Here is a 17,388-nt window from a genome sequence, read left to right on the forward strand (position 1 = left end):
AGAGCGAAACCAACACTTCCAAAGAAGCGCCGCCTCGTTCGGTGAGGCGGTTTCTAGGCCCACAGCCCAAATATGTCAAACAGATTTTTAGCGAAAATCCCACTTTTCTGCCAATCAATTGATCGTACACGATGTTTGTTGTTTTCATTGCGTTTATGACAAAAACATTGAGCGCCAAAAGTTGAAAAACACTGCCAAACCTCGGCGTCGCTCGCTCAATCGCACAGAACTTGATAGTTTCTGCATTCATATAGAGGGAGATTTTGATGCTGGTATTGAATGAACATGAAACAGAGCGTGCGCTGGAATGGCTCGCTCTTATAGACGCGCTCAAAGCGATGTTTTCGGCACCCTGTGAAATGCCTGTACGGCACCACCATAATATGAAGGTGCCCGGGCGCGCCGATGCGACATTGCTGTTGATGCCCGCCTGGTTGCCGGGGCAATATTGTGGGGTGAAGCTGGTTTCTGTCTATCCTGATAATCATCTGTCTGGTCTGCCAGCGGTGCAGGGCGGTTATCTTTTGACATCGGGCAAGACCGGTGAAATGTTGGCTTTGGTGGATGGTGGTGTCCTGACGGCGCGGCGCACAGCTGCGGCCTCCGCCCTGGCGTCCAGCTATCTTTCACGCGATGACGCCAGCCACATGCTGATGGTGGGGACAGGACGCCTTTCTCTTCATCTTATAGAGGCGCATTCAACGGTACGGCCGCTTAAGCAGATATCGATATGGGGGCGCAACGCCGCCAATGCTGAAGCAACGGCGACTGATGCGCGCTCGAAGGGCTTTAATGCCCAAGCCGTGACCTCTTTGGAAGAGGCAGCGCGTCAGGCGGATATTATATCCTGCGCGACATTGGCAACTGATCCGTTGATTTCTGGCGAATGGCTGAAGCCCGGTGCGCATCTTGATCTGGTGGGCGGCTTCAAGCCTTCGATGCGTGAAGCCGATGATGCCGCCATTCGCCGCGCAAAGGTATATGTTGATACCCGGGCGGGTGCGATGGCGGAGGCTGGCGATATTGTGCAACCGCTGGCCAATGGCAGCCTGAGCGCGGAAAAGATTTGTGGTGAGCTATCTGAACTGGTGCACGGCGCGGCAAAAGGTCGTAACAGTGCGGACGAAATCACCCTGTTCAAATCGGTGGGTGCAGCGCTGGAAGATCTCGCCGGAGCGATTCTTGCCTATGAGACGGTGCGCAACACTTAAGAGACCCGACCTGCCATTATGCCCATAACGCTTCCTGTTTATCCGGTTTCCGAAATCCTGCCTCCTCTTGCTGCCGCCTTGGGGGCTGGAAACCGGGCTGTCGTCTCGGCTCCTCCGGGTGCTGGCAAAACCACGCTGATTCCTCTCTATCTGTTGGATCAGCCTTGGCGGGGCGATGGCCGGATTATTCTGCTGGAACCGCGCCGCCTGGCTGCACGGGCAGCGGCAAGCCGCATGGCCAGCCTTTTGGGCGAGCAGGTCGGACAAACGGTGGGCTATCGGATGCGGTTGGATAATCGCATTTCCGCCAGCACCCGGATTGAAGTGGTGACGGAGGGGGTGTTTGCCCGGATGATTCTGGAAGACCCCGAATTATCGGGCATCAGTGCTGTGCTGTTTGATGAGTTTCATGAGCGCTCGCTGGATGCCGATTTTGGCTTGGCACTGGCGCTGGATTGCCAATCGGCCTTGCGGGATGATTTGCGCCTGATTGTCATGTCTGCCACGCTGGATGTGGAGCGGGTGGCCGCGCTGATGGACAATCCACCCGTTTTGGAAAGTGCGGGGCGCGGATTTCCCATCGATATTCGCCACCGCGACCGGCCCGGCACCGAGCGGATTGAAGACAGCATGGCAGCCGCCATTTTGGACGCCCACGCCAATGAGGCGGGTTCAATTCTGGCATTTTTGCCGGGTCAGGCCGAAATTCGGCGGGTGGCAGAACGGCTGGAGGGGCGGCTTCCTGCCTCCACACTGATTGCCCCGCTGTATGGCAATCTGACCCAAGGTGAGCAGGATCAGGCGATCAAGCCTGCCCCTGCTGGTACGCGAAAGCTGGTATTGGCGACGTCGATTGCCGAAACCTCGATTACCATCGACGGGGTGCGAATTGTTATTGATAGCGGCTTGCAGCGTCTGCCAGTCTATGAAGCGTCAACCGGCATCACCCGACTGGAAACCGTGCGGGTGTCGCGCGCCTCTGCCGATCAACGCGCCGGGCGCGCCGGGCGCACCGAGCCGGGGATCGCCATTCGGCTATGGCATGCGGGACAAACGGCGGCCCTGCCTGCCTTTACCCCGCCGGAAATTCTCTCCAGTGATCTTTCCAGCCTTGTGCTGGATATGGCCCATTGGGGGGTGAGCGATCCCGCCGACCTCTGCTTTATCGATCAGCCGCCGAAAGCGCCGCTGAAAGAAGCGCGAAATCTTCTTTTGTCGCTGGGCGCGCTGGATGATCAAGGGCGTTTGACTGCGACGGGCAAAACCATGCGCGGCCTTGGCCTACCGCCGAGGTTGGCCGCCATGGTGATTGCTGCCGCAGAGGATGGCAATGGCAGAACGGCCAGCGAATTATCCGTTTTGATCACCGAACAGGGCCTTGGCGGCAGCGATCTTGATCTGGAAGAGCGGTTGCGGCGTTTTCGCCAAGATCGTGGGGAGCGGGCGAATGCGGCTCGCAAGCTGGCGGAGCGGTTGGTCAAAGACCTGCCTCGCAGCAAAAACTCACCCTCGCCGGTCTCTGCCGGGCAATTGCTGCTGCACGCCTATCCCGACCGGATTGCTTTCAAGCGCGGGGGGCGCGGACGTTATGTCATGGCCAATGGTCGCGGGGCTGAAATTTCCGAGACAGAACGGCTGGCAGCCAGCGAGATGTTGGTGATTGCCGATCTGACCGGGCGTGCCGCGCAAGCACGTATCCTGAGCGCTGCCGAAATCCTGCTTGCCGATATTGAGGCTTATCTGCCAGAGGCGATCACCCAAGGCGATGAGAGCTTTTTTGATCTCTCTGCCAAGGAAGTGCGCGCCCGCCGGGTCAAGCGCATTGGAGCCATCATTCTGGAAGAAACGCCACTGGCCAAGCCGACGGGTGAAGCCGCAACCAAAGCCTTGGCTGAGGGTTTGCGTCAAATCGGGCTGGAGCGCTTGGAGTTTAGCAAAGCAGCGGAGCAATTGCGCCAGCGGATTGGCTTTCTGCATCGTTCCCTTGGTGCACCTTGGCCAGAGATGAGCGATGAGGCGTTGCTGGAGCGGCTGGATGAATGGTTCCTTCCATTTCAAACGGGTGTGCGCAGTTTTGCCGCCATTTCCGCCAGTGGATTGATGGATGGGTTGAAATCTCTTGTTCCCTATGAGGTTCAGCGCGATCTGGAACGGCTGGCCCCCACCCATTTCACCGCCCCCACCGGCATGAACCATGCCATCCATTATGAGGGCGATGAGCCAAAATTGATCATTCGAGTGCAGGAGCTTTATGGCTTGAAGCAGCATCCCACCATTGGTGGTGGAAAATTGCCGCTTTTGCTGGAGCTCACCTCACCCGCCCACCGGCCCATCCAGACCACGCGTGATCTGCCCGGTTTCTGGGCCGGATCGTGGAGTGATGTGCGCGCCGAGATGCGTGGGCGTTATCCGCGCCACCCGTGGCCGGACGATCCGGCCAATGCAGCCCCCACGACACGGGTAAAACCGCGTGGTACATAAGGATAATATTGGCTGGGGAGGGTCAATATAGCTTTGGTCCGAAACGTGGGAACCGGGGGGATTCGCATGAACGAAAATGTGGATACGCAGATGAATTTTGGCACTACCAGCCGCCGCCTCCGGCTTGAAACACTGGTTCGCCTTCGCTGGTTGGCCGTTGCAGGGCAGACGATGACCCTGATCATCGTGTCGCTGGTCTTGCAATTTCCCATGCCGGTTCTGGCGGTGGCGATTCTGATTGGCACGCTGGCAATCGTGAATTTCATTTTGCAAGTCGCCTTCCCATCCACCCAAAGGTTGGAGCCGATCTGGACCTTTGCCATTCTGGCGCTGGATCTTTTGCAAATGACCGGGCTGCTGTTCATCACCGGCGGGCTTTCCAATCCGTTTGCGCCGCTGATTTGCGTGCCTGTTATTATCACCTTTGCATCGCAACCGTTGCGTCATGCCATGGCGCTGATGGTGCTGGCGTTAATTTGCATTTCAAGCTTGGCGTTCACGCCTTATCGGCTGCCCTGGTATGCCGATTATATTGATCGTGGCGGACCGGTGATGCTGGTGGCCATCTGGTGTTCTATTGTCTCCATGAGCACGTTTGCGGCGTTCTATGCCTATCGGGTTTCCAAGGAGGCCAATCTTTTGGCCGATGCGCTGACGGCAACGGAGCTGGTGTTGCAAAAGGAAAAGCACCTTTCGCAACTGGATGGTCTGGCCGCCGCCGCCGCCCATGAGCTAGGCACGCCGCTGGCCACTATCAGTGTTGTCGCAAAAGAAATGGAGCGTGAATTCGGCAAAGACCCGCGCCTGAGCGAGGATTTGCAGCTGTTGCGCAGCCAGAGTGAGCGGTGTCGCGATATTCTCAAGCAGCTGACCACGCTGTCATCCGAGGGTGACGAGCATATGCGCACCTTGCCTTTGTCATCCTTGATTGAAGAGGTGATTGCGCCCCATCGGGAATTTGGCATCAAGCTGACCGTGCTGGAGCCATCCGGGCGCGAGGGCGAGCCAGTGGGCAGCCGCAATCCCGGCATTCTTTACGGTCTTGGCAATCTGATCGAAAACGCCCTGGATTACGCAAAGGACCAGGTGACGGTGACGGTTGAGCACGACCACCGGCACGTCACCATTACCATCGATGATGACGGCGAAGGGTTCACGCCCGACATCCTGCTGCGGATTGGCGAGCCTTACGTGACCAGCCGCAAGAGCGATGCCCGCGCCGGCGGCCTCGGGTTGGGATTGTTTATCGCCAAGACTTTGCTGGAGCGCTCAGGCGCGCATCTGAAATTTGAAAACAGAGCGGGGCCGACGCCGGGTGCGCCTGTGCTGGGTGCCTCTGTTGTTGTGCGCTGGCCGCGCAAGGCCATGGAAACCCCAATAAAGTGACTTTACCATGACAGCCGTACGGGCGATAAACCTTTGGAATGAGAGTTTGTTCGGTAAAAATAATCGCTCCTTTTCCAAAAAGCAGACTCATACAAGAGAACCGAGAGTCAGTCTGGTTCGTATAAAGCTAGAGTGACGCTCTACCCTGTCAGGTTCAAATTGAACCGGACAGGGTGGAAACTTTTTTATTTTCGTTTGTCGGATCAGAAAACCGGATTCCACTTTTCTCTGACAAACGCTGAAGGACTGAAAATATGACCCAGGATAGTTTGCACCAAGAGCAGCAGGCAAAGGACGTCGCCTCCAGCGAAGACCTCAACGACACCGTCGATCTTGGCGTGGACCCCACGCTGTTGATTGTCGATGACGATTTGCCTTTCTTGCGGCGCCTGGCGCGGGCCATGGAATCGCGCGGTTTCAAAGTGGATATGGCCAGTTCTGTGGCCGAAGGCATTGCAAAATCCATTGCGGCCGCACCCAAATATGCCGTGGTTGACCTTCGGCTGGGTGATGGCAACGGGCTTGATGTGATTGCAGCCATTCGTGAGCGCCGCGACGACACGCGGATTATCGTTTTGACAGGCTATGGCAATATTGCCACCGCCGTGACCGCTGTGAAGCTGGGTGCTGTCGATTACCTGTCAAAACCTGCCGATGCAGATGATGTGTTTAACGCCCTCACCCAACGCGCTGGCGAAAAAGCGGATGTGCCGGAAAACCCGATGTCTGCAGACCGGGTACGCTGGGAGCATATTCAGCGCGTCTATGAAGCTTGCGAACGCAATGTGTCTGAAACCGCAAGGCGGCTTAACATGCATCGCCGCACCCTGCAGCGCATTTTGGCCAAACGGGCACCCAAATAGAGCGCACCCAAATCATTCCACCTGTTTTTGGCGGGGTGGGATGGCATCCCACTCGGCTTTCATCAACCGATGCGCAGCAGCGGTTGCGAAATTCAAGGTCACGGCCTTGCGGGTGGCGGGGGCCAGCCTGTGTTCCGGTGCCTCGCGCAGGATATGGGCGGCATAGCCATCCGAGAGAATAAAGCCGCAATCGGGTGGAAAAATCTCCTGCGGCACATCGGGCAAGGTTGCGAAAAACAATCGGTCGCAGTGCTTGCGATAATCGGGCCATTTGCGATCCACCCGAAAATCTTCAATCGACGACTTGATCTCGATAATCCAGATCTCTCCCTTGTCCGAGAGACTGATGAGATCAGCCCGCCGTCCACTGGCCAAGGCAAGCTCCGGCAAGCAGGCTTGACGCATCTGGCGAAGCAAAACTTGCACGCCCCGGCGAATCATTAACGCGCGCTCCGATTGTCGTCCGTCGATTAAGGAGTCTTTAACGGAAACGTTAAGAATCGTCATTTTTCAGCCCTCCTCGCGTCATCGATATGTTGCAAAAAAACCATCCTTCAGCAATTTGCGAGGCGCGAGCGCGCTTGATCGCCCAGAGCGCTTGCAAACTTTCCAGTAATAAAAAATATACCTCTATCAAAGCTGTAAACCCAGTTAAACTTCCTGCCCGAAAGTCGATGAGCCTCCCATGCGAATCCGCACTGCACTGACCGTGCTCGGTCTCCTGTCCACCATTGCCATCACAGGCTGCACAACAACATCTCAAGCTGACACAAAAAAGACGGCTGCCGCAACACCGGTTGCCGCCCCAGAGCCAGTCAAGGTTGCCACAGCCAAAATCTTTGACGATGCTTATGGCCCTGTCACTGATGCCGGTTATGCGCTGCCAGCCATTCCAATTCAGAAGGTCAACCCAAAGTTCCGCCGTCAGGTGGTTTCTTATCAGACCAATGAAAAGCCCGGCACGATCATCGTCAACACCAAGGAACGTTTCCTGTATTACGTTCTCGGCAATGGTGAGGCGATGCGCTACGGCATTGGCGTCGGCAAGGACGGTTTTGCATGGCAGGGCGAGGCCTATGTGGCCTGGAAGCAGGAATGGCCAACCTGGCATCCGCCCAAGGAAATGGCTGTTCGCAAGCCTGAAATTGCCAAATATGTCGAAAACGGTATGGGCCCCAGCATCAGCAATCCGCTGGGTGCGCGCGCCATGTATCTGTTCAACGAAAAGGGTCAGGACACGTTGTTCCGCATCCATGGTTCGCCAGAATGGGCCTCCATCGGCACCGCCGCATCGTCTGGCTGCATCCGTATGATCAATCAGGATGTGATTGATCTTTACAGCCACGTGCGTCCGGGCAAGGAAACCAAGGTTATCGTTCAGCAGAGCTGAGCGTAAAACTTGTTCTACAAAAAAGCCGCCGAATGCACATTCGGCGGCTTTTTTGTTTCACGTGAAAACATGTGAGGCTTTTCAGGCGGCTTTCACTTCCAGCCGACGGCGGTGTAAAACTGGCTCTGTGTAGCCATTGGGTTGCTCGCGGCCCTTCAACACCAGATCCAGCGCTGCCTGAAACGCAATTGATCCCTCGAAATCCGTTGCCATAGGCTGATAGAGCGCGTCGCCAGCATTTTGCTGATCCACCACAGCCGCCATGCGCTGCATGGTTTCCACCACCTGCTCTCTGGTCACAACGCCATGATGCAGCCAGTTGGCCATATGTTGGGCAGAAATGCGCAAGGTCGCGCGGTCTTCCATCAGACCGACATTGTTAATGTCAGGCACCTTTGAGCAGCCAATGCCCTGATCCACCCAGCGCACCACATAGCCCAGAATGCCTTGGGCATTGTTGTCCAGCTCGCGCTGGATTTCTTCTGGCGTCCAATTGGGACGGGTTGCCACCGGCACCGAGAGAATGTCGGAGAGTTTGGCCCGCGCCCGGCTTTTCAGGCTGGCCTGCACACCGGCAACGTTGACCGTATGATAATGGGTGGCATGCAGGGTTGCTGCCGTGGGCGATGGCACCCAGGCGGTGTTGGCTCCGGCCTTTGGATGGGCAATTTTCTGCTCCAGCATCGCTGCCATCAGATCGGGCATGGCCCACATGCCCTTGCCAATCTGGGCGTGGCCAGAAAGGCCGCATTGCAGACCAATATCCACATTCCAGTTTTCATAGGCGGCAATCCATGACGCCTGCTTCATATCACCCTTGCGGATCATTGGACCCGCTTCCATGGAGGTATGAATTTCATCGCCGGTGCGATCGAGGAAGCCGGTGTTGATGAACACCACGCGGTCCTTAGCGGCGCGAATGCATTCCTTCAGGTTCACCGTGGTGCGGCGCTCCTCATCCATAATACCCATTTTGATGGTGTTAGGGGCCATGCCCAGTGCCTGCTCGACTTTTGAAAAAATCTCGACGGCGAAAGCCACTTCTTCCGGCCCATGCATCTTCGGCTTAACCACATACATCGAGCCAAGCTGCGAATTTTGGCGGCGACCGTTAGGGCCGATGTCATGCAAGGCAATCAGCGCGGTGACCATTGCATCCATAATGCCTTCCGGCACTTCATTGCCGTCACGATCCAGAATGGCCGGATTGGTCATCAAATGCCCGACATTGCGCACCAGCATCAGGGAGCGGCAATGAATGTCGAAGGATTTGCCGTGCGGGTCGGTGAACTGGCGATCCGGGTTGAGCTTGCGGGTAAAGCTGCTATCGCCCTTGGAGACCACCTCCTCCAAATCGCCCTTCATCAGGCCAAGCCAGTTGGAATAGGCCAGCACCTTGTCTTCGGCATCCACCGCTGCAACCGAATCCTCGCAATCCATGATCGTGGTGATCGCCGATTCAAGCCGCACATCGTTGATGTTTGCCGCATCGTTTGCTCCAATTGCGCCTGTCGCATCAATGCAGATTTCGATGTGCAGACCATTGCGCTGCAAGAGATAGGACGTGATTGCGCCAGCTTTGGCGTTGGAGCCGGCAAACTGGCTAGGATCGGTCAGGCCCGTCTTGACACCATTGGTCAATGTGACGGCAAGATAGCCATCGCTGAGGCCAAGGGCTGCGACATCGGCCCAACTGCCGCCCGTGAGCGGCACCGACTGATCGAGAAAATGGCGCGCCCAGGCAATGACTTTTGCGCCGCGCACCGGATTATAGCCCCTGCCCTTTTCCGCACCGTCGCTCTCGGCAATAGCATCCGTGCCATACAATGCGTCATAGAGCGAACCCCAGCGCGCGTTGGCAGCGTTCAAGGCGTAGCGCGCATTCATCACCGGCACGACCAGTTGCGGCCCGGCAATAGTGGCAATCTCGGCATCGACATTTTGAGTGTTGACCGAAAAATCCGGCCCTTCTGGCAGGATATAGCCAATCTCACGCAGGAAGGCTTCATAGGCTGCAAGATCGTTCGGCGCGCCATTTTTGCGATACCAGTCATCGAGCTTTGCCTGAAAATCATCACGCTTGGCAAGCAATTCACGGTTTTTGGGGCCAAGGGTGTGGATCAGATCGGCAAAAGATTTGAAAAACGCCTCAGCCTCCACCCCTGTGCCGGGCAGCGCCTTGTGCACGAGGAAGTCATAAAGCCCCTGATCAATCGCCAGACCATAGTGTTCAACACGCGCCATTTCAGCCTCCTGCGGTCATTTTATGCCATTCTACAGCCTGCGCACCTATCATCAAAGGATAGTCGCGCCTGCAAAATCCAGTTTGCACAGTGATGCTGCGCGTGCGCTTCTGTCAATCAGGCACAAGTTCGAAAGATTTATGCTTTTTTGGAAATAATCGTCTGCTATGCAGCAGATTTAAAGTGTTACAGCGTCTTTTGTGCGCCATATATGGCGCACGGCGCTGTAGGCGTTTACAGCAGACCCTTGAGCTGCTTCAGCCGATCATTGATCAGCCAGCCGTAGTAATTTTCCTCAGGCCAGACCGTGGCACCACCCACATTGCGCCGCGCCAATGCCTTGGCCCGTGCCACCGAATCACCAAGGTTATAGAGCGTTGCGGTCAAACCCGGATTATCGGAAATATCAAAGCCTGCTATGTTTTTGTAATCATCGATGGATTTGCGGATAATGGCGGCCATATAGGCCAGCGAAATATCCGGATCCATAATGGCTTTATAAACGCCGGCCGCATCATTTTCATTCAGCTTGGGATAGCCGGAAACACGATGCACCATATCGGTCAGCATCAGGGCTGTCAGAGGGTTGATCTGACCCAAACCAAAGGTTTGGCCAGCATAGAAGGGCTGAAAAAACACCGCGCTGAAACGATTGTTGGGAAAGCGTTTGCCGCCCACCGTCTTGCCCTGAAACTTGTCTTGCCACACATCATTGCGGCAGGTCCACAGGCGGTCTGAATCCTTGAATGCGCTGCATTGGGCAAATTCGGGACGGGATACGAACTGATCAATGGTCTCCCCCTCATAGGCAAAACGGAACGAATTGCCAGCGTAAGAGGCTGCCTTCACATAATAGCTCTGCAGCGTATCGTAGGCGTCGACATTGTAGGTGTGTTCGCCAACCAATGCGCCAATCATATGAATGGGATCAATGCCATAGGCCCCAGAGACTTTTTTGATTTTGGAAACCAGATCACGATCACGCGTCAGCAGATCAATGATCTTGTCGTATTTCAGATCAAATGTGGTCTTGGTCTCTTTGGTACGCTGCTTCGATCCGCCCGGAATGGGCGGTTGCTCCGCATTGCGGTTGCCCTCAGGCACCATCTTCGCTTGAGCGACAGCGGCAACAGACGAAAAACAAGCGAAAGAGAGGAGCAAAATAACAGCAAAGCGACGCAGCATGTCTTATCCCGTGCAGAGGGGTCGGTTCGGCGGCGTGCGCATAAGCCACCCCGAACATGGGTTAGTCGCAGCAACGGCCAGATCGCCTCTTACAAGGTGAAGACCGCTGCTGTCGACCAATAGATCATCTCAAGGCGAAATTAGGGCGCGTGCCCGCCGATTTCAGCATGAGACGGTGCATAAACATCACAGAATATAGCGCGACAGATCCGCATCGGCAGCGATTTCGCCGACATGCTCATGCACATAGGCCGAATCAATCACCACTTTTGCGCCATTGCGATCCGGCGCGCTGAAGGAAATCTCATCCAGCACCCGCTCCATCACCGTTTGCAGGCGACGGGCACCAATGTTTTCAACCGAGGTGTTCAGGGCCACGGTCACATCGGCCAAGGTATCAATCGCATCCTCGGTGAATTCCAGATCAAGGCCTTCGGTGGCCATCAGCGCAATATACTGGCGAATGAGACTGGCTTCCGTTTCCGTCAGGATCCGGCGAAGGTCTTCCTTGGTCAGTGGTTTCAGCTCGACCCGGATCGGCAGACGGCCCTGCAATTCTGGCAGAAGGTCCGATGGCTTCGACACATGGAAAGCGCCCGAGGCGATAAACAGAATATGGTCGGTTTTCACCGGGCCATATTTTGTGGCAACGGTTGTGCCTTCCACAAGCGGCAGCAAATCGCGCTGCACGCCTTCGCGCGAGACACCGGCACCCATGGCACCCTCGCGGTTGGCGATCTTGTCGATTTCGTCCAAAAAGACGATACCGTCATTTTCCACCGATTTCACGGCTTCGCGCTGGATCAGCTCATTGTCGATCAACTTCTCCGATTCATCGCGGATCAGATCGGTATAAGAGGCTTTGACCGTTGTGCGCACCTTTTTGGTGCGGCCACCCATGGCTTTGCCAAACATATCCGAAAGATTGATAATCCCAACATTGCCACCCGGCATGCCGGGAATGTCAAAGCCAGGCATGCCGGATGCACCCGTATCCGCCACCTCGATGTCGATTTCCTTGTCATCCAGCTCGCCAGCCCGCAGCTTTTTGCGAAAACTGTCGCGGGTGGCCGGTGAGGCTGTTGCCCCCACCAGCGCATCCAGCACACGCTCTTCAGCACCGGCATGGGCCTTGGCTTCGACCTCCTGCCGCTTCTTTTCCTTGATCAGACCAATGCCGATCTCAACCAGATCACGGATGATCTGCTCAACGTCGCGGCCGACATAGCCCACTTCGGTAAACTTCGTGGCTTCAACCTTGATGAACGGCGCGCCCGCCAATTTAGCAAGGCGGCGCGAGATTTCGGTTTTGCCAACGCCGGTTGGGCCGATCATCAGAATATTTTTCGGCATCACTTCATCGCGAAGGCTCTCATCCAGCTGCTGGCGGCGCCAGCGATTGCGCAGCGCAATGGCAACGGCGCGCTTGGCATCATTTTGGCCAATGATGTAGCGGTCGAGTTCTGAGACGATTTCGCGGGGGGAGAAATTGGTCATATGCAATATCCGTAAAAAGAGAACGGGAAAGTCGGTTTAGTCATCTGCGTCAAGCATCTGGATCGAGCGACAGCGTTTCAACCCGCACGTTTTCATTGGTGTAAACGCAGATATCGGCGGCGATCTTCATGGCCTTGCGCGCCACTTCCTCGGCTGTCTTATCTGTGTCCATCAGGGCAAGGGCCGCCGCCAGCGCATAATTGCCGCCAGAGCCAATGGCAATGGTGCCGTGCTCAGGCTCCAGCACATCGCCATTGCCGGTAATGGCCAGCGTGATGGTTTTATCGGCCACCAGCATCATGGCTTCGAGATTGCGCAGGTATTTATCGGTGCGCCAATCCTTGGCAAGCTCGACGGAAGCGCGCATCAATTGGCCAGGATATTGCTCCAGCTTCTTTTCCAGCCGCTCCAAAAGCGTAAACGCATCAGCCGTAGCACCGGCAAAACCGGCAATCACATCGCCACCCTTGCCAATGCGGCGCACTTTTCTCGCATTGCCCTTCATCACGGTCTGGCCGAGGCTAACCTGACCGTCGCCTGCCATTGCCACCATATTGCCTTTGCGCACCGAGATAATTGTGGTGCCATGCATTGTTCCATAAGGATTATGTTCGCTCATATCCAATCCGTTCCGGTCTAACTCTTTGTCCTTACGCATTTCCGGACGGAAAACCGCTACGCACTTTTCCTGGAAATGCTCTAAAGGCCGCACAAATCGGCCCCTGATGTTAGACCCTATGTAAGCAGCCCAATCGCAATTGCAAACAACTGTCACAATCCCTTGATCAGGCCACTGATCTAGCCATGGATTGCCCCTAATGCACCGCATCAAAATCGCCGTCATACTTCTGGATATTTCACCCCTGCCCTGATAAACAACCTCATCTTTGCAGGGAGAGACTTGATGAGTGAGAGCCGCAGCGCCGCTATTGTGCGCAAAACCAACGAGACCTCGGTATCCGTCTCCGTCAACATCGACGGCACCGGCACCTCGAAAATCTCCACGGGCGTCGGCTTTTTCGATCATATGCTCGACCAGCTCAGCCGCCATTCGCTGATCGATATGGAGATCGACGTGCAGGGAGATCTGCATATTGATGATCATCACACGGTCGAAGACACCGGCATTGCCATCGGCCAGGCCATTGCCAAGGCGCTGGGCGACCGCCGCGGTATCATGCGCTATGCCTCGATTGATTTGGCCATGGATGAAACCATGACCAAGGCCGCCATTGATGTGTCAGGCCGCCCGTTTCTGGTGTGGAATGTGGCGTTCAGCGCGCCCAAAATCGGCACGTTTGATACCGAACTGGTGCGCGAGTTCTTTCAGGCGCTGGCGCAAAATGCTGGCATTACCCTGCATATCCTCAATCACTATGGTGCCAACAACCACCATATTGCCGAGACCTGTTTCAAGGCCGTGGCCCGCGCTTTGCGCGCTGCCACCGAGATTGATCCGCGCCAGGCTGGCCGCATTCCTTCGACCAAGGGAACGCTGGCCTGACACTCCGCTCTTGGGGTTTATTGAGGTATCGAAATGCGTGTTGTGATTATTGATTATGGTTCGGGCAATTTGCGCTCCGCCACCAAGGCGTTCGAGCGTGCCGCCCGTGAAGCCGGGCTTAGTGCAGACATTGAACTGACCGACAAGGCCGAGCGCGTGGCAACAGCCGATCGCATCGTGCTTCCGGGTGTTGGCGCTTATGCCGATTGCAAGCGCGGCCTTGATGCCGTGCCGGGCATGAATGAGGCGCTGGTGGATGTGGTGGAACACAAGGCCCGCCCATTCATGGGTATTTGCGTTGGAATGCAGCTGATGTCATCGCGGGGCTTGGAAAAGACCGTGACCAACGGCCTCGGCTGGATCAAGGGCGATGTGGTGGAGATGGCCCCATCGGACCCCGCTTTGAAAATCCCGCAAATCGGCTGGAACACGCTGACCTTGAACCGCCCTCACCCGCTGTTTGATGGCATTGCCACGGGAGAGCAGGGATTGCATGCCTATTTTGTGCATTCCTACCACTTGGCAGCACAAAACCCCGAAGACGTGATTGCCACCACAAATTACGGTGGCGCGATGACAGCCTTTGTCGGCCGCGATAACAAGGTTGGCGCGCAATTCCATCCGGAAAAGAGCCAGACGCTGGGTCTGAAGCTGATTTCCAATTTTCTGACATGGGCTCCATGAGCCTCTCCGCGATGGAGTGCACGCTATGATTCTTTTTCCCGCCATCGACCTCAAAGACGGCCAGTGCGTACGCCTGAAACTGGGCGATATGGAACAGGCCACCGTTTACAATACTGATCCCGGCGCACAGGCCAAAGCGTTTGAAGATCAGGGGTTTGAATGGCTGCATGTGGTGGATCTTAATGGCGCTTTTGCTGGCGAGAGCGTCAATGGCGCGGCAGTAGATGCGATTTTGAAGGCGACCAAAAACCCGGTGCAGCTGGGTGGTGGCATTCGCACGCTGGCGCACATTGAAAGCTGGCTGTCTCGCGGACTCTCAAGGGTCATTCTCGGCACCATTGCCGTGCGCGATCCGGCGCTGGTGATTGAGGCCTGCAAGCAGTTTCCGGGCAAGGTCGCGGTGGGTATTGATGCCAAGGGCGGCAAAGTGGCGGTTGAAGGCTGGGCGGAAGCGTCTGAACTGGGCGTGATTGAGCTTGCCCAGAAATTCGAGGGTGCTGGCGTTGCCGCCATTATCTATACGGATATTGACCGCGACGGCATTCTTGCGGGTATCAACTGGGCCTCGACGCTGGAATTGGCCGAAGCTGTGTCCATTCCCGTGATTGCCTCTGGCGGCTTGGCCTCCTTGGACGACATCCGCCGCATGGTGCAGCCGGATGCACGCAAACTGGAAGGTGCCATTTCTGGCCGCGCGCTCTATGATGGCCGGATTGATCCGGCGGAAGCTTTGGCGCTGATTGTCGCTGCCAAGAAGGAGCCCGCACGATGACCTTGAAAGCCCGTGTTATCCCCTGTCTCGACGTCAAAGATGGCCGCGTCGTCAAGGGCGTCAACTTTGTCGATCTGATTGATGCCGGTGATCCGGTGGAAGCCGCCAAGGCCTATGATGCCGCGGGTGCCGATGAGCTGTGCTTTCTTGACATTACCGCTTCATCCGACAATCGCGAGACGATTTTTGATGTGGTGGCACGCACCGCGGATCATTGCTTTATGCCTGTCACCGTCGGTGGTGGTGTGCGCGCCGTGGGTGATATTCGCAAACTGCTTTTGGCTGGCGCTGATAAGGTGTCGATCAATTCGGCTGCCGTCAACAACCCGGATTTTGTTGCGGAAGCAGCGGATAAATTTGGCAATCAGTGCATTGTGGTGTCGATTGATGCCAAACGGCGCCGTAGCCAAGCAAGCGGCGGTGATAATCTCAGCGCATGGGAAATTTACACCCATGGCGGCCGCAATGCCACGGGCATTGATGCCGTCGAGTTTGCGGTGAAAATGGTAGAGCGCGGCGCTGGCGAATTGCTAATCACATCCATGGACCGCGACGGTACCAAGATCGGTTATGATCTGGAATTGACCCGCACCATTGCCGATGCCGTGCGTGTGCCGGTGATTGCCTCTGGCGGCGTTGGCACGCTGGATGATCTGGTGGCGGGCGTCAAAGAAGGCCATGCCACAGCGGTGCTGGCAGCCTCCATCTTCCATTTCGGCACCTATTCCATTGCCGAAGCCAAAGCCTATATGGCTAACGCTGGCATCCCCATGCGTCTTGATCAAGCGTGAGAGAATTTTGATGAGCACATTCACGCTAACCGATCTGGAAGCCATTGTCGCCACGCGCGCCAAAGCATCGCCTGACGAGAGCTGGACCGCCAAGCTGGTGGCTGCCGGACAGGATAAAGCCGCGAAGAAACTGGGCGAAGAAGCCATTGAAGCCGTGATGGCAGCGGTCAAGGATGACCGCGCCAATTTGATCTATGAAAGTGCCGATCTCCTCTATCACCTTTTAGTGGTATTGAAAATTGCTGACATCCCGGTAGAAACGGTGATGGAAGAACTTCAACGACGCACCGCCCAATCCGGTTTGAGCGAGAAAGCCAGTCGGCAAAGCCCATGATAACAGCGGTCAAGGAAGCGATGGGCGGGGAGCCTGAGGTGGAGGAGAACCTTGATCACTTTCGAGTCGGTAGCTATTCGCCCTATCTGTTCTTCTCAACCGATGAATGGGCAAAATTTCGGGCTGACACGCCCCTCACATTGACGCTGGATGAAGTCCATCGCCTGCGATCTATTGATGACCCGATTGATCTGGCCGAAGTACGGCGCATTTATCTGGCACTGTCACGGCTTTTGTCGTCGCACGTTGAATCATCGCAATTGTTGTTTGAGCAGCGAAACCGCTTTTTGAGCACCAATGTCACCAAAACACCGTTTATCATCGGTGTTGCCGGGTCTGTGGCGGTTGGCAAATCCACCACGGCGCGCGTGCTGAAAGAGCTTTTGGCCCGCTGGCCTTCCAGCCCCAAGGTTGATCTGGTCACCACCGACGGTTTTCTCTATCCCAATGCAACGCTGGTGCGTGAAAACCGCCTGAACCGCAAAGGTTTTCCAGAAAGCTATGACACGGCAGCGCTTTTACGTTTTCTCTCCGCCATCAAGGCCGGTCAGCAAAATGTCAAGGCACCGCGCTATTCGCATCTGACCTATGATGTTCTTCCCGACGAGCATACGATCATTGACCGTCCAGACATTCTGATTTTCGAGGGCATCAATGTTTTGCAATCGCGTGACCTGCCGCGCGACGGGAAAATCGTTCCCATGGTCTCGGATTTCTTCGATTTCTCGATTTACATCGATGCCGATGAAAACCTCATTCACCGCTGGTATGTGAAGCGCTTCATGAAACTGCGCCAAACGGCATTTCGTGATCCCAATTCCTACTTCCATCGCTATGCGACGATTGGCGAAGAGGAAGCGCTCGCCATTGCGGAAAGCCTTTGGGCGAATATCAACCTGAAAAACCTACGTGAAAACATTCTGCCCACCCGACCAAGGGCCGATCTGATTTTGCGAAAAGGCGAAAACCATCTGGTTGAGCAGGTTGCACTCCGCAAGCTTTGATGGCACCCTCCCAGATAGTAAGTAGTCAATACTTTACTGTCTC

General features: G+C 55.8%; 17 protein-coding genes. 11 read left to right on the plus strand and 6 right to left on the minus strand.

Going from position 1 to position 17,388, the window contains the following annotated elements; genetic code table 11:
- The coding region (locus BJF95_RS24250; protein ID WP_210187748.1) for a hypothetical protein at positions 1 to 250 on the minus strand (250 nt) is incomplete at its 3' end.
- Positions 251 to 266: 16 nt separating this feature from the next.
- Here BJF95_RS24250 and lhpI point away from each other — a divergent pair.
- The 4 genes from lhpI to BJF95_RS20000 all read left to right on the plus strand — a co-directional run bounded on the left by lhpI (position 267) and on the right by BJF95_RS20000 (position 5,941).
- A complete protein-coding gene (lhpI, locus tag BJF95_RS19985; RefSeq protein ID WP_075641260.1) occupies positions 267 to 1,211 on the plus strand; it encodes a bifunctional Delta(1)-pyrroline-2-carboxylate/Delta(1)-piperideine-2-carboxylate reductase in 945 nt (314 codons plus the stop codon).
- Between the two features lie 18 nt (positions 1,212 to 1,229).
- Positions 1,230 to 3,692 (plus strand): ATP-dependent helicase HrpB, encoded by a 2,463-nt coding sequence (hrpB, locus tag BJF95_RS19990; protein ID WP_075641261.1) that lies wholly within the window; start codon positions 1,230 to 1,232, stop codon positions 3,690 to 3,692.
- 66 nt (positions 3,693 to 3,758) lie between these two features.
- The gene (locus BJF95_RS19995) at positions 3,759 to 5,078 is read left to right on the plus strand and encodes an ActS/PrrB/RegB family redox-sensitive histidine kinase (RefSeq protein WP_075641262.1); all 1,320 of its coding nucleotides are present in this window, start codon (positions 3,759 to 3,761) and stop codon (positions 5,076 to 5,078) included.
- Between the two features lie 254 nt (positions 5,079 to 5,332).
- Entirely contained in the window at positions 5,333 to 5,941 is a 609-nt protein-coding gene (locus BJF95_RS20000) for an ActR/PrrA/RegA family redox response regulator transcription factor (RefSeq protein ID WP_075641263.1), read from the plus strand.
- 12 nt (positions 5,942 to 5,953) lie between these two features.
- Here BJF95_RS20000 and BJF95_RS20005 read toward each other — a convergent pair whose 3' ends face one another.
- Positions 5,954 to 6,448, minus strand: a complete 495-nt coding sequence (locus BJF95_RS20005; RefSeq protein ID WP_075641264.1) for an MmcB family DNA repair protein — start codon at positions 6,446 to 6,448, stop codon at positions 5,954 to 5,956.
- A gap of 178 nt (positions 6,449 to 6,626) precedes the next feature.
- Here BJF95_RS20005 and BJF95_RS20010 point away from each other — a divergent pair, with 178 nt between their 5' ends.
- A complete protein-coding gene (locus BJF95_RS20010) occupies positions 6,627 to 7,331 on the plus strand; it encodes a L,D-transpeptidase (protein WP_075641265.1) in 705 nt (234 codons plus the stop codon).
- Between the two features lie 81 nt (positions 7,332 to 7,412).
- On the opposite strand, the gene BJF95_RS20015 is transcribed toward BJF95_RS20010, so the two are convergent.
- From BJF95_RS20015 to hslV, 4 genes are all read right to left on the minus strand, one after another.
- Positions 7,413 to 9,575, minus strand: coding sequence for a malate synthase G (locus BJF95_RS20015; protein ID WP_075641266.1), 2,163 nt, complete (start codon positions 9,573 to 9,575; stop codon positions 7,413 to 7,415).
- 233 nt (positions 9,576 to 9,808) lie between these two features.
- On the minus strand, positions 9,809 to 10,756 hold the full coding sequence (locus BJF95_RS20020; protein ID WP_075641600.1) for a DUF1402 family protein: 948 nt from the start codon (positions 10,754 to 10,756) through the stop codon (positions 9,809 to 9,811).
- Between the two features lie 189 nt (positions 10,757 to 10,945).
- On the minus strand, positions 10,946 to 12,256 hold the full coding sequence (gene hslU / locus BJF95_RS20025; RefSeq protein WP_075641267.1) for an ATP-dependent protease ATPase subunit HslU: 1,311 nt from the start codon (positions 12,254 to 12,256) through the stop codon (positions 10,946 to 10,948).
- A gap of 49 nt (positions 12,257 to 12,305) precedes the next feature.
- On the minus strand, positions 12,306 to 12,875 hold the full coding sequence (gene hslV, locus BJF95_RS20030; RefSeq protein WP_075641268.1) for an ATP-dependent protease subunit HslV: 570 nt from the start codon (positions 12,873 to 12,875) through the stop codon (positions 12,306 to 12,308).
- Positions 12,876 to 13,160: 285 nt separating this feature from the next.
- Here hslV and hisB point away from each other — a divergent pair, with 285 nt between their 5' ends.
- From hisB to coaA, 6 genes are read left to right on the plus strand one after another with little or no spacing between them, the layout of a single operon-like run.
- Positions 13,161 to 13,760, plus strand: a complete 600-nt coding sequence (gene hisB, locus BJF95_RS20035) for an imidazoleglycerol-phosphate dehydratase HisB (protein ID WP_075641269.1) — start codon at positions 13,161 to 13,163, stop codon at positions 13,758 to 13,760.
- A 33-nt stretch (positions 13,761 to 13,793) separates the two neighbouring features.
- Positions 13,794 to 14,444 carry an imidazole glycerol phosphate synthase subunit HisH gene (gene hisH, locus BJF95_RS20040; protein WP_075641270.1) on the plus strand — a complete coding sequence of 217 codons (651 nt, stop codon included), beginning with the start codon at positions 13,794 to 13,796 and terminating at the stop codon, positions 14,442 to 14,444.
- 25 nt (positions 14,445 to 14,469) lie between these two features.
- Positions 14,470 to 15,216 (plus strand): 1-(5-phosphoribosyl)-5-[(5-phosphoribosylamino)methylideneamino]imidazole-4-carboxamide isomerase, encoded by a 747-nt coding sequence (gene hisA / locus BJF95_RS20045; RefSeq protein WP_075641271.1) that lies wholly within the window; start codon positions 14,470 to 14,472, stop codon positions 15,214 to 15,216.
- Entirely contained in the window at positions 15,213 to 16,007 is a 795-nt protein-coding gene (gene hisF / locus BJF95_RS20050) for an imidazole glycerol phosphate synthase subunit HisF (RefSeq protein WP_075641272.1), read from the plus strand. Before hisA ends, hisF begins: the two co-directional genes overlap by 4 nt.
- Before the next feature lie 10 nt (positions 16,008 to 16,017).
- A complete protein-coding gene (locus BJF95_RS20055) occupies positions 16,018 to 16,341 on the plus strand; it encodes a phosphoribosyl-ATP diphosphatase (RefSeq protein ID WP_075641273.1) in 324 nt (107 codons plus the stop codon).
- A gap of 20 nt (positions 16,342 to 16,361) precedes the next feature.
- Positions 16,362 to 17,345 carry a type I pantothenate kinase gene (gene coaA / locus BJF95_RS20060; protein WP_175577308.1) on the plus strand — a complete coding sequence of 328 codons (984 nt, stop codon included), beginning with the start codon at positions 16,362 to 16,364 and terminating at the stop codon, positions 17,343 to 17,345.
- Positions 17,346 to 17,388: the final 43 nt, after the last annotated feature.

This window comes from Rhizobium oryziradicis, assembly GCF_001939045.1.
In the GTDB taxonomy this organism is placed as follows: Bacteria; Pseudomonadota; Alphaproteobacteria; order Rhizobiales; family Rhizobiaceae; genus Allorhizobium; species Allorhizobium oryziradicis.